Genomic DNA, 12,670 nt, shown 5'->3' on the forward strand with positions numbered 1-12,670 from the left:
GTACAATCGCTGAAAATCACGGCGCCCGCAGCCAGCCACCATCGAGCGTTCATGACCAGACCAGGCAAAGCCACCATCACCGACATCGCCAAACGCGTGAACATGACTACCGTCACGGTGTCGCGGGCGCTCAACCAGCCAGAGAAGGTCAAGAAGCAGACGCTGGAGCTCATCCTCAAGGTGGCCAAAGAGCTCAACTACGTGCCCAATGCCTTTGCCCGCAACCTCAAGAATCGCGAGAGCCGGCTGCTGGGCCTGGTCACGGCAAGCCTGGAAAACCCGTTCTACGGCGAGATCATCAAGGCGATAACGCGCGAGGCGAAGAAGCGCGACTACACCTTGATGCTGTTCGATACCGATGGCTCGCCAGAGCTGGAGGCGCGGGCGATCGATACGCTGCTCAGCTATCAGGTCGCAGGGGTGATCCTCTCGGTGATCAGCGACGACGACCAATACCAGCCGAGCTATCTGGCCAAGCTGGAGATGGCCGCCATCCCGGTCGTCCAGATCGACCGCCAGCTCACAGGTGCGCCGTTTGCCGGCGTCTACCTGGACAACGAGCAGAGCGGCTATCAGGGCGCGCGCGCCTTGTTGGCACAGGGGCGGCGCCGGCTGCTGGTCGTGGCGGGGCCGCAACGCTCGAAGATTTCCCTGGCGCGGCTGGCAGGCATTCGACGCGCATTGGAGCAGTGGCCAGAGCCTACCGTGCTGGAGGTCGTGCATGGGGACTACACCCAGGCGCCGGCACGTGATGTGGTGCGTAGTTACCTGCAAAGTGGCAAGTGGCCCGATGTCATCTTTGGCCTCAATGCGCTCATGACCTTGGGTGCGCTGCAGGCCATGCGCGAGGTTGGCTTGAGCCGCAATGACATAGCGCTGTTCAGCATCGACCAGGTGCACTATGCCGAGATCTATGGCCAGCCCATCCCTTGCATCAGCCATAGCAGCGTCGAGTTGGGTGTTGGCGCGATCAACCTGTTGCTTGGCCAGATCGACGATCCTTCGCAACCCCTGCGCGATCAAGTCATTGAAGGGCAGCTACTGCTCTGACCTGCCAACCATTGGCGGGTACGTACATATCTGGTTAAAAATGTAGACGTTGACATTCAATGCTGAGCTGGCGTCAGATTGGGACCGCACACGAGTTAAGCGATATGTAAACGTCTACATAAAAATAATCAAAGTGCCCTTTGTTCGTCAGGGGGCCAGGGAGGTGGCGAATGGCAACGCAACTCGAAGGTAAAGTGGCAGCGGTCACAGGTGCTGCGTCGGGAATAGGTCTGGCATCGGCCGAGGCGATGGTGGCAGCCGGTGCCAGGGTGGTCATGATCGACTGGGATGAAGCCGCCTTGGCCAGCGCGTGTGAACGCCTGGGGGAGGCGGCCATGCCGTTGGTGATCGACCTGCTGGTGCCTGAGCGCTGTGCAACGCTGCTGCCGGGTGTGCTGGCGAAGGCCGGCCAGCTCGACATTCTGTATGCCAACGCCGGTTGCTACGTGGGCGGTGATCTGGTTGATGCGGATGTGGCGGCGATCGACCGCATGCTGAACCTCAACGTCAATGCCGTGATCAAGAATGTGCATGATGTGTTGCCGCACATGATCGAGAGGGGGACGGGCGACATACTGGTCACCGGCTCGGTGGCCGGGCATTTTCCGGTTCCCTGGGAGCCGGTGTACTCGGCCTCCAAGTGGGCGGTCAACTGCTTCGTGCAGACGGTGCGCCGCCAGGTCAAGGCTCACGGTATCCGTGTCGGCGCCGTGTCGCCTGGCCCGGTCAGCAGTGCACTGCTGGCCGATTGGCCGGAAGAAAACCTGAAAAAGGCCAAGGCGAGCGGTAGCCTGATCGAACCATCCGACATAGCCGATGCGGTCATGTACATGCTCACGCGCCCGCGTAACGTGACGATTCGGGACATGATCGTGCTGCCTTCGGCATTTGATATGTAACGGATGCACTCAACATCAACCGCTGCAGGCGTGACCTTGTCGAGGCAGCCTGCAGCGTAAGTTGGTCTGCGGTGGTGTCTTATTTCAAAGCACTACCGAAACCCGCTGCTGGATTGGATGGCGGCCTATCTTCGAATGCGACTTGGATCCAATACTCCGGTTCTGTATCATCCGGCCGCCATCAGAATGATGGCCGATGATTATTTAAAGGACTGAAGTAATGAAAAAGCTGTTCAAGGCCACCGTAGCCGTTGCTGTCGTTTCGGGCGTTGCCCTGCTGTCCGGTTGCACTGGCCAAGTTTACAACCAGCAGAAAAACTGCTCGTACGACTACCTGTTCCACCCATCGGTTTCCATCTCCAAGGTCATCGGTGGCTGCGGCCCGATCGATAAACTGCCTCAGCCGCAGTAAGCTTGGCGATACCCTGATCGCGTCACCTGTGACCTGATCCAAAGCCCCCAGTCATGCATATGGCTGGGGGCTTTTGTTTGTCTGGCGTGACAACCTGCCGCTGGGACAACCTGCCGCCTTGCTTGTACGCCCGCAATTTGTTTGTGCTGGCATTTCAGATACAATCAGCGAAACGATTCAGCCCTGTCGGTCAATACGACAAAAGCCTGGGTCGTTTTCTGGTTCTTTAAGCCGCTGAACAATGATCACAAAAAGCCTGCGCACAAGAACACGAAGCACCTGGGCCAGCCACAGGCCCGTCCTCCGTTCTACAGACTGGAATTGATCAATGTTCAAGAAAGCTGGCAAGACCTTGCTGGGTCTGGCTGTCGCTGCGAGCTTCATGCAAGCGCACGCCGCAGAAACCAAGAAAGTCGATGTGCTGCTGGTCGGCGGCGGCATCATGAGCTCCACCCTGGCCGTGTGGCTGCACGAGCTGGAGCCAAGCTGGTCGATGGAAATGGTCGAGCGCCTGGATGGCGTCGCCGAAGAAAGCTCCAACGGCTGGAACAACGCCGGCACCGGCCACTCCGCGCTGGCTGAGCTGAACTACACCCCGGAAGACAAAGACGGCAACGTCAACATCACCAAGGCCATCGAAATCAACGAAGCCTTCCAGATCTCCCGCCAGTTCTGGTCGTGGCAGGTCCGTCAGGGCGTGCTGAAGAATCCGCATTCGTTCATCAACACCACCCCGCACATGAGCTTCGTGTGGGGCGATGACAACATCAAGTTCCTCAAGAAGCGTTATGACGCGCTGCAGGCAAGCCCGCTGTTCCGCTCGATGCAGTACTCCGAGGACCACGCGCAGATCGCCAAGTGGGTCCCGCTGATGATGGAAGGCCGCGACCCGAACCAGAAGCTGGCGGTGACCTGGACGCCACTGGGCACTGACGTGAACTTCGGCGAGATCACCCGCCAGTTCGTCGGCCACCTGAAGACCCAGGACAACTTCACCCTGAAGCTGTCCAGCGAAGTCCAGGACATCACCCGCAACGAGGACGGCTCCTGGCACGTCGAGTACAAGAACCTGAAGGACGGGACCGAGTCGGCCACCGACGCCAAGTTCCTGTTCATCGGTGCCGGCGGCGGCGCGCTGAAGCTGCTGCAGAAGTCGGGCATTCCTGAAGCCAAGGAATACGCAGGCTTCCCGGTCGGCGGTTCGTTCCTGGTGACAGAGAACCCGACCATCGCCATGCAGCACATGGCCAAGGCCTATGGCATCGCCTCGACCGGCGCGCCACCCATGTCGGTACCGCACCTGGACACCCGTGTGCTGGACGGCAAGCGCGTGATCCTGTTCGGGCCATTCGCCACCTTCTCGACCAAGTTCCTGAAGAACGGTTCGTACCTGGACCTGCTCAGCAGCACCACCATGCACAACGTGTGGCCAATGACCAAGGTCGGCATCGAGCAGTACCCGCTGGTCGAGTACCTCGCTGGCCAGCTGATGCTGTCGGACGACGACCGCTTCGAAGCGCTGCGCACCTACTTCCCGAACGCCAAGAAGGAAGACTGGAAGCTGTGGCAGGCCGGTCAGCGCGTGCAGATCATCAAGCGTGACGCAGACAAGGGCGGCGTGCTGAAGCTGGGTACCGAAGTGGTGGCCTCGCAAGACCGCACCATCGCCGGCCTGCTGGGCGCATCGCCAGGCGCCTCGACCGCCGCGCCGATCATGCTGAACGTGCTGGAAACCGTGTTCAAGGACAAGGTCGCCACCCCGCAATGGCAAGCCAAGATCAAAGAGATCGTGCCTAGCTACGGCACCAAGCTCAACGATTCGGCAGCGGCCACGCAGAAAGAGTGGAACTACACCGCTGAAGTCCTGCAGCTGGAGAAGCCGCCGGTCATCGACCAGAGCGTCGGTACCAGCACGGGTGCTAGCCAGCCGGTTGAAAGCAAGCCAGAGAACGACATGGCGCTGTAAGCGTCAGCGTTGTGATCGAAAGCCACGGGGGTGACCTCGTGGTTTTTTTTTGCCTGTTCCGGCCCCACCGCCAACCTTGGCTCACCGCTGACGCAAAATGCACTCCAGCAAACCGGGGAAGCGTGCATCGAGCATTTCGCTGCGCAGTGAGTTCATATGGGTAGTGCCCACATTGCGCGTTTGCACCAGCCCCGCATCGCGCAACACGCGAAAATGATGGGACATGCTGGACTTCGGCCGGCCGCCGTCCAGCTCGCCACAGCTGGCTTCCGCCACGCCCGCCAGGTGGCGCACGATTTCCATGCGTACAGGGTCGCTCAGCGCATACAGCAGGCGCTCGAGGATCAGGTCTTCAGGGGTGGGATGTTTGTAGGCTCGCATGGGCGTCATGATAACGGGGGTTTCATTAATTGCCATAGTTCGATTATGATCGAACTATCGTATTCAGATGAACCCGGAGTTCTCCATGTCCGCACTGTTCGAACCCTATACCCTCAAAGACGTCACCTTGCGCAACCGCATCGCCATTCCGCCGATGTGCCAGTACATGGCCGAGGACGGCATGATCAACGATTGGCACCAGGTGCATTACGCCGGCCTGGCCCGTGGTGGCGCCGGCCTGCTGGTGGTCGAAGCCACTGCGGTGGCGCCGCAAGGGCGTATCACCCCCGGTTGCGCCGGTATCTGGAGCGACGCCCATGCCCAGGCCTTTGTGCCGGTGGTGCAGGCGATCAAGGCTGCAGGCTCGGTGCCGGGCATCCAGATCGCCCACGCGGGGCGCAAGGCCAGTGCCAACCGCCCGTGGGAAGGTGACGACCATATCGCCGCGGATGACGCGCGAGGCTGGGACACCATCGCCCCGTCGGCCATCGCCTTCGGCGCCCACTTGCCGAAAGTGCCCCGTGAAATGACCCTGGACGACATTGCCCGGGTCAAGCAGGACTTCGTCGATGCCGCACGTCGGGCGCGTGATGCGGGCTTTGAATGGATCGAACTGCACTTCGCTCACGGCTACCTGGGGCAGAGCTTCTTCTCCGAGCATTCCAACCAGCGCACCGATGCCTACGGTGGCAGCTTCGAGAACCGCAGCCGCTTCCTGCTGGAAACCCTGGCAGCCGTGCGCGAGGTGTGGCCGGAAAACCTGCCGCTGACCGCCCGCTTTGGCGTGCTGGAATACGACGGCCGTGATGAGCAGACGCTGGAAGAGTCCATCGAGTTGGCCCGCCTGTTCAAGGCGGGTGGCCTGGACCTGCTCAGTGTCAGCGTCGGCTTCACCATCCCGGACACCAACATTCCATGGGGCCCTGCCTTCATGGGGCCGATCGCTGAGCGTGTGCGTCGTGAGGCAGGTTTGCCAGTGACTTCGGCGTGGGGCTTCGGTACGCCGCAGTTGGCGGAAGGGGCGTTGAAGGCCAATCAGCTCGACCTGGTGTCGGTGGGGCGTGCGCACCTGGCCGACCCGCACTGGGCGTATTTTGCGGCCAAGGAACTGGGCGTCGATAAAGCCTCGTGGACTTTGCCTGCGCCTTACGCGCACTGGCTTGAGCGTTATCGCTGATTCCTGGAGGGGCCGCACAGCGGCCCCGGCTCAAAACCGATCCAACCGGTAACCCTTCAACTCGGCACGAAGCTCCCGTTCAGCCAACCCAGCCACCCACTCCGCTGTCACCGCCGCCTGGGTCAACCCCAGGTGCTGATGCCCAAACGCTAGCAGCACGCGCCCATCACACACCCGGTCGATCACCGGCAGCGAGTCCGGCAGCGAAGGCCGCAAGCCCATCCACGGCGTCGCCCCTTCGGCATTCAGTTCACGTTGGAACAAACCCTTGCTCAACCGGTGCAACTGCCACGCCCGCTGCATGCTCGGCGGTGCATCGAGACCGGCGAACTCCACCGTGCCAGCCAGGCGCAAGCCCTCGGCCATCGGCGTCATGATGAACTTGCGCTCCAGCGAGGTGACGGCGAATGGCAAGCGCTGCTGCTCGCCAGGCAGCATCAGGTGATAGCCACGCTCGGTGTCCAGAGGGACTCGTTTGCCGGTCAGAGCCGTGGTCAGTTGCGCTGAGTGCGCGCCGCAACTGATTAGCACCTGGCGCGCATGGAACGTACCTTGGCCGGTGTTGAGCTGCACGCCATTGCTATTCAGTTGTCCGCCATCGACCTGCGCCTGGACGAAGCGCACGCCACAGGCCTTGGCGGCTTCGAACAACTCGATTACCACGCGGTAAGGGTCGATGAAATGCCCGGTACGGGGGAAAAACAAGCCGCCCAAGATCGACGAGGTCAACTCTGGCGCAGCGGCGCGCACCGTGTCGGCCGACCAGAATTCAGCCGGCACCGCCTGCTGTTGCATGCGTGCCTGCAACGCCTCCAGTGCCGGGCGCGACTCGGCGCGCTCGAACACCAGCAACGAGCCGTCCTCCTTGAACAGCTCGCTGCGCCCGATGGAGCCGAGCAAACGCTGCCAGGCGCCCAGGCTGCCTTCGTTCAGTGCACGGATGCCGGCCACGCTGCGCTGGAACGGCTCCGGGCGCAGGTTGAGCAGCAGCCGGGTGAACCAGGGCAACGCCTTGGGCAGGTACTTCCAGTCCAGCCGCAGGGGCCCCATCGGGTCCAGCAGCATGCGCGGCAGGCGCTTGAGGATCGACAGGTCGGCAATCGGGAACACCTGCTCGGTAGCCAGGTGTCCGGCATTGCCGTAGGAGGCGCCGTGGCCCGGCGGTTGGCGGTCGATCAGCAGCACGCGACGGCCCTGGCGGGCCAGTTGCAGGGCGCAGGCGACACCGACAATGCCGGCGCCGACCACAGCGATATCGGTCTGGGAGGGGGCGTGGGCCATGATTCAGTGTTCCCGCTTGCCGTCGAGCAAGCGCCGCACCTGCAGCGGGTTTGCGTGCTTCAGCGCCTGCGGCAGCAAGGCATCGGGGAAGTCCTGATAGCACACCGGCCGCAGAAAACGCAGGATCGCAGCAGTGCCCACCGAGGTGCTGCGCGCATCGGACGTTGCCGGGAACGGCCCGCCGTGGACCATCGCATCGCATACCTCAACCCCGGTCGGCCAGCCATTGACCAGCAGGCGCCCGGCCTTGCGTTCGAGGGTCGGCAGCAGGCTGCGGGCGCTGTCGAGGTCGGCATCGTCCAGGTGCAGGGTCGCGGTCAGTTGGCCCTCCAGGTGCTCGGCCACCTGGCGCACTTGTTCATCGCTGTCGCAGGCCACCACCAACGAAGCGGCGCCAAACACCTCGGCCTGCAAGCCCGGGTCGGCGAGAAACGCGCTGGCCTGGGTGACGAACAGCTGAGCCTGGCACTGGTTCGGGCCTTGCGGGGGTTGGCCGCAGGCCGCGACCTTGGCATTGCTGTTTTCGGTCATGGCGCCCACACCCGCTGCGTAGGCATTGAAAATGCCCGGGGTCAGCATGGTCTGCGCCGCTGCATGGCGTACTTGCTCGCTGGCGGCGGCGATAAAACGCTGCAGTGCCGGGCCTTGGCGGGCGACTATCAGGCCGGGGTTGGTGCAGAACTGCCCGGCGCCCTGGGTCAACGAGGCAACGAAACCTTGGGCCAGTACCTCACCACGCGCCTGCAAGGCTGCGTCGAACAGGAACACCGGGTTGATCGAGCTCATCTCGGCATACACCGGGATCGGTTCCGGGCGCGCCTGAGCCGCGTGGCACAGGGCCAAACCGCCGCTGCGCGAACCGGTGAAGCCAACGGCCTTGATCCGCGGGTCGCTGACCAGGGCGATGCCCACTTCACGCCCAGCACCATACAACAGCGAGAAGACGCCCTCTGGCAGGCCACACAGTTGGACGGCGCGAGCGACGGCCTGGCCGACCAGCTCACTGGTGCCCGGGTGCGCGCCGTGTGCCTTGACCACCACCGGGCAGCCGGCGGCCAGGGCCGAGGCGGTGTCGCCACCGGCCACCGAGAAGGCCAGGGGGAAGTTGCTGGCGCCAAACACCGCTACCGGCCCCAAGGCCACCTGGCGCTGGCGCAGGTCGGCGCGCGGCAGGGGCTGGCGCTGTGGTTGGGCGGCATCGACGCGCACATCCAGCCATTCACCACTGCGCACCACGCGGGCGAAGGTGCGCAGTTGGCCACAGGTACGGCCCCGTTCGCCCAGGATACGTGCCTTGGGCAGGCCACTTTCGGCCACGGCACGGCCGATCAAGGCATCGCCCAGCGCTTCTATCTGCTGGGCGATGGTTTCGAGAAAGATTGCGCGTTGCTCCAGTGAGGTTTCGCGGTAGGCGTCGAACGCAGCCCAGGCCAGTTCGCAGGCGTGGGCCACGTGTTCCCCGGTACCGCCGGCATAGGCGGGTTCCAGGGGCTGGTTGGTAGCCGGGTCGATGGCGCGGATCGCTTCGCGGCTGCCGGGTACGGGGCGTTGGCCGATCAGCAGTTTGCCTGTCAGGGGCATGGAGCCTCCTTCATAGTCGGGTTCTGGGTCGGGGCTGCCAAGCAGCCCCAGGGTTCAGGCCAGGTTCTGCTCGGCCGACCAGCTGGAGTACCACGTGCGGAACAGCGCGTACTGCTGTTCGGCGTAGTTGCGCTGGGCGTCGGTGAGCGCATCGGTTTCGTTGAAGTGCAGGCTGTATTCGCGGTCGCCGTTGAGCACCATCAGGTGTTTGTAATACAGCACCAGGTCGCAGCCCTCATCGAACGACGACAGCACCGCCAATGCCGACTCCAGCTCGCGTGCCAGGCGGCGGGCCCTGGCGTCACCCTTGGCCGCTTGCTTGCTCAGGCTCACCAGTTGCAGCACTTCACGCGGCAGGGCATTGCCGATGCCGGTAATGGCGCCGGTGGCGTTGCAGTTGACGAAACCATGGACTACCTGGGTATCCACGCCGACCATCAGGGTCACATCGTCGTCTTTGGAGGTGATGTGCTCGGCGGCGTAGCGCAGGTCGGCACCACCACCGAACTCCTTGAAACCGATCAGGTTCGGGTAGTCGCGGCGCAGTTCGAAGAACAGGTCGGCACGGGTGGCAAAGCCGTAGTAGGGGCTGTTGTAGATGACTGCAGGCAGCTTCGGCGCCGCTTGCAGGATCGCGGCGAAGTGGTGCTTTTGGGCGATCAGGGAGGCGCCACGCGACAGCACGCGGGGGATGACCATCAGGCCGGCGGCGCCGACCTTGGCGGCATGGGCTGCATGGGCCACGGCTTCACGGGTGTTCACCGCGCCGGTGCCGACGATGGTCGGGATGCCGGCGGCAACCAGGCGCGCCACGCCCTCCTGGCGCTCGGCTTCGGTCAGCAGCGGCCAGTCGCCCATCGAGCCGCAGTAGACCACGGCGCTCATGCCGGCCTCGATCAGCTCGCGCCCTTTGCGCACAAGGGCGTCGAAGTCTGGTTTGCGCTCGGCGGTGCAGGGTGTCATCAGGGCAGGCATGCAGCCGGTGAAAATATTGTCGCTCATGGGTATCACTCCTTGCAGTATTCAGTCTGGGTTGCGAAGAAAATGGCCTGGGCAGTCAGATGCCCCAGGCGAAAGGGTCTTGTTCGTCGATCAGCAGGGTACTGTCGGCGGTCATGTAGGCGCGGCCGGTGATGAACGGGCGAATATGCTCACCTTCGCGCTCGTAGCGGCCGTGGAACTGGCTGCCGGTAATGCTGGCCTGGACCCAGGTCTGGCCTTCGGCGAGCTTGCCGTCGGCGGCCAGGCAGGCCAGCTTGGCGCTGGTGCCGGTGCCGCAGGGCGAGCGGTCATAGGCCTTGCCGGGGCACATGACGAAGTTGCGGCTGTCGGCATCAGGGTCGGCGGCAAACAGCTCGATATGGTCGATGGGGGCGCCGTGCTCGCCGGTGATGCCTTGGGCCTCCAGGGCCTTGAGCATCGCCCAGGTGAACGCGGTGAGAGCTTCGCGGTTGTCCAGCTCGATGCGCTGGCCGTGCTCTGAAACCAGGAAGAACCAGTTGCCGCCCCAGGCGATGTCGCCGTGCACCACGCCATGGCCTGGCACGTCTACCGACACCTGCCGGCGGTAGCGATAGGACGGCACGTTGCCGACGGTGACCGCGCCGTCCTCGTGCAGGGTGGCGCTGACCTGGCCGACCGGCGTGTCGATTTTGTGCACGCCCGGCTGGATCAGCCCCAGGTGCCGTAGCGAGGCGACCAGCCCGATGGTGCCGTGGCCACACATGTTCAGGTACCCGGCATTGTTGAAAAAGATCACCCCACAAGTGGCGTCTTCCGACACCGGGGCGCAGTACAGCGCACCGACCAGCACATCGTTGCCGCGTGGCTCCAGCAGGCAGGCGCGGCGCCAGTGGTCGTGCAGCTCGCGCAACTCATCGCGCTGCTCGGCCATGCTGCGGCCATTGAGTTGCGGGAAGCCATTCATTACCAGGCGGGTCGGTTCGCCGCCGGTGTGCGAGTCGATGACGTGAACGTGTTTCATGGGCATGTCCATTCTCTAGTGAGCCTGCTTTTGTGCTGGTTGTGCCGGCGACAGGGCCAGTAGCCTTCAGGAGGCCAGTGCAGCCGGGCGAGTGGCGGCCTGGGCCTCGTGGCTTGTTTCGCTTTCGTCTTCGCCTTCCAGGCGCACCAGGTGGGCCGGCACGCCGGTGGCAGCACCCCAGTAGTAGATGCCCAGCGCGCAGGCCGCGACGACCACGGTATCGAACGGGTGGCCGATCACGCCCAGGCCGCCGAAACTGCCCAGCCAGGAAAGCAGGATGGTCACCGCGTAAAAGCCGATCAGCCAGGCGCTGGAGCGCACTTGCTGGGCCAGCGACAGGTGCTGGGTCGGCACGAAGCGGCCGCACAGCAGGTACAGCACGAACATCACGATCTGCAGGGCCAGTAGCCACGACACGGTGTTCCAGCCGGACCAGTAGACGATCAGCGCGGCGATGATGAACGACAGCGGGCCCAGCACGCCCATGCCCTTGACCCGGAACGGGCGTGGCATATCTGGCGCATTGCAGCGCAGGGCGGCGACGGTGACCGGCGCTACCGCATAGCTCAGCACCAGGGCTGCGGACACCACGTTGATCAGCGCTTCCCAGGACGGAAAGGGCAGGGTCCAGAACACTGACAGGCCGAAGGTCAGCCACAGCGCCGGGCGTGGGATGCCCGATTGCTCGTCGATGCGGGTGAAATACTTGAAGAAGGTGCCGGTCTGGGCCCAGCCATAGATCACCCGCGGGGTGGCGTTCATGTAGATGTTGCCGCAGCCGCTGGGGGAGATCACCGCATCGGCCACCACCAGGTAGGCCAGCCAGCCTACGCCCAGGGCCAAGGCGATGTCACGGTAGGGCAGGGCCAGTTCCTTTGTCACCGAAGCCCAGCCGTTGGTCAGCATTTCGGTTGGCACGCTGCCAAGGAAGGCCAGTTGCAGCAGGGCATAGATCGCGGTGGACAGCAGCACGGAGAGGATCAGCGCGATGGGTATGGTGCGCTGTGGGTTCTTGACCTCGCTTGCCACCGAGATAATTGGTGTCAGGCCCAGGTAAGCGAAGATGATGCCGCCAGCCGAGACGGCCATTTCCACACCGGACATGCCGAAGGGGGCGAAGCCCTGGACCTCGAAGTTCTCTGGCTTGAAGAAGGTGAACAGCACACCGATCACCAGCAGCGGCACGATGAACTTGAACACGCTGACCAGGTTGTTGGCCTTGGCGAAGGTCTTGACGCTGCGGTAGTTGAGCAGGAAGAACAGCCCCAGCAGCGCAAACTGCACTAACCAGCCGAGCACGGTGGGGTCGCTGGAGCCGGCCTTGGTCAGGCCAGGGAACCAGGCCGCGGCGTACTGGCGTGATGCGACCACTTCGATGGCGATCAGGCTGGAGAAGGCGATCAGGGTGATGAAGCCCATCAGGTAGCCGAGCAGTGGGCCGTGCGAGTACACCGGGTAGCGCACCACACCCCCGGCGCGTGGCAGCGCGGCGCCGAGCTCGCAGTAAACGATGCCCAGTAGCAGTACGGCGAAGCCGCCGAGAAACCAGGAGAGGATGCCGGCCGGCCCGGCAATGGCCGAGACGTGGCTGGCGGCGAACAGCCAGCCGGAGCCGAAGATGGCGCCGAGGCCGATGAAGGTGAGGTCCAGCAATGACAGCTGTTTCTTGAATTTGCCTGACATGGGGTCGCCTTTTTGTAGGTTTTGGATAGGCAGGTCTGATGTCACCAGGTGCGGCTTTTGGGGCCGCGCTCTTGTAGGTTTTGGGCGGCTTGCTTGGGAACTAGAGTGGACCGAACGGGGCCACGGTTCTTGATGGTTTTCTGCAGGGCAGATGACGAAATCGGCACAATTGCAGAAAAGACTGGCGCGCCGGTCGCCAGGCTGGATAGGCTGGAGGCCTTGCTGTGCAAGGGTTTGAGAGTTTTGCCGGTGATGG

At 63.4% G+C, this 12,670-nt stretch carries 11 protein-coding genes; 5 read left to right on the top strand and 6 right to left on the bottom strand.

All coding sequences use genetic code 11. The features are described from left to right. Positions 1-51: 51 nt before the first annotated feature. The 4 genes from IWW33_RS17525 (at position 52) to mqo (ending at position 4,327) form a co-directional block, all read left to right on the top strand. Positions 52-1,050 (top strand): LacI family DNA-binding transcriptional regulator, encoded by a 999-nt coding sequence (locus IWW33_RS17525; protein ID WP_046787999.1) that lies wholly within the window; start codon positions 52-54, stop codon positions 1,048-1,050. 170 nt (positions 1,051-1,220) lie between these two features. Continuing rightward, positions 1,221-1,949: an SDR family oxidoreductase gene (locus tag IWW33_RS17530; RefSeq protein WP_174142325.1), complete on the top strand. Its 729-nt coding sequence runs from the start codon at positions 1,221-1,223 to the stop codon at positions 1,947-1,949. Positions 1,950-2,169: 220 nt separating this feature from the next. After that, positions 2,170-2,361: a DUF4223 family protein gene (locus IWW33_RS17535; RefSeq protein ID WP_008097338.1), complete on the top strand. Its 192-nt coding sequence runs from the start codon at positions 2,170-2,172 to the stop codon at positions 2,359-2,361. 328 nt (positions 2,362-2,689) lie between these two features. Then, complete coding sequence (mqo, locus tag IWW33_RS17540; protein WP_046788001.1) at positions 2,690-4,327, top strand: malate dehydrogenase (quinone); 1,638 nt, start codon at positions 2,690-2,692, stop codon at positions 4,325-4,327. 81 nt (positions 4,328-4,408) lie between these two features. On the opposite strand, the gene IWW33_RS17545 is transcribed toward mqo, so the two are convergent. Further along, positions 4,409-4,744, bottom strand: a complete 336-nt coding sequence (locus tag IWW33_RS17545) for a helix-turn-helix domain-containing protein (protein WP_012315737.1) — start codon at positions 4,742-4,744, stop codon at positions 4,409-4,411. A gap of 49 nt (positions 4,745-4,793) precedes the next feature. Here IWW33_RS17545 and xenA point away from each other — a divergent pair, with 49 nt between their 5' ends. Beyond that, on the top strand, positions 4,794-5,885 hold the full coding sequence (xenA, locus tag IWW33_RS17550) for a xenobiotic reductase XenA (protein ID WP_046788002.1): 1,092 nt from the start codon (positions 4,794-4,796) through the stop codon (positions 5,883-5,885). 30 nt (positions 5,886-5,915) lie between these two features. Here the strand turns inward: xenA and IWW33_RS17555 are convergent, their stop codons facing one another. The 5 genes from IWW33_RS17555 to IWW33_RS17575 all read right to left on the bottom strand — a co-directional run bounded on the left by IWW33_RS17555 (position 5,916) and on the right by IWW33_RS17575 (position 12,414). Further along, positions 5,916-7,166, bottom strand: a complete 1,251-nt coding sequence (locus IWW33_RS17555) for an FAD-dependent oxidoreductase (RefSeq protein WP_174142324.1) — start codon at positions 7,164-7,166, stop codon at positions 5,916-5,918. 3 nt (positions 7,167-7,169) lie between these two features. Continuing rightward, on the bottom strand, positions 7,170-8,747 hold the full coding sequence (locus IWW33_RS17560; protein ID WP_174142323.1) for an aldehyde dehydrogenase (NADP(+)): 1,578 nt from the start codon (positions 8,745-8,747) through the stop codon (positions 7,170-7,172). 54 nt (positions 8,748-8,801) lie between these two features. Then, positions 8,802-9,749, bottom strand: a complete 948-nt coding sequence (locus IWW33_RS17565) for a dihydrodipicolinate synthase family protein (protein ID WP_174142322.1) — start codon at positions 9,747-9,749, stop codon at positions 8,802-8,804. A 55-nt stretch (positions 9,750-9,804) separates the two neighbouring features. Next, positions 9,805-10,731: a 4-hydroxyproline epimerase gene (locus IWW33_RS17570; protein WP_046788006.1), complete on the bottom strand. Its 927-nt coding sequence runs from the start codon at positions 10,729-10,731 to the stop codon at positions 9,805-9,807. A gap of 66 nt (positions 10,732-10,797) precedes the next feature. After that, the gene (locus IWW33_RS17575; protein ID WP_174142321.1) at positions 10,798-12,414 is read right to left on the bottom strand and encodes an APC family permease; all 1,617 of its coding nucleotides are present in this window, start codon (positions 12,412-12,414) and stop codon (positions 10,798-10,800) included. Between the last annotated feature and the right edge of the window lie 256 nt (positions 12,415-12,670).

The organism is Pseudomonas sp. M2 (genome assembly GCF_015751845.1).
Lineage (GTDB): Bacteria > Pseudomonadota > Gammaproteobacteria > Pseudomonadales > Pseudomonadaceae > Aquipseudomonas > Aquipseudomonas putida_E.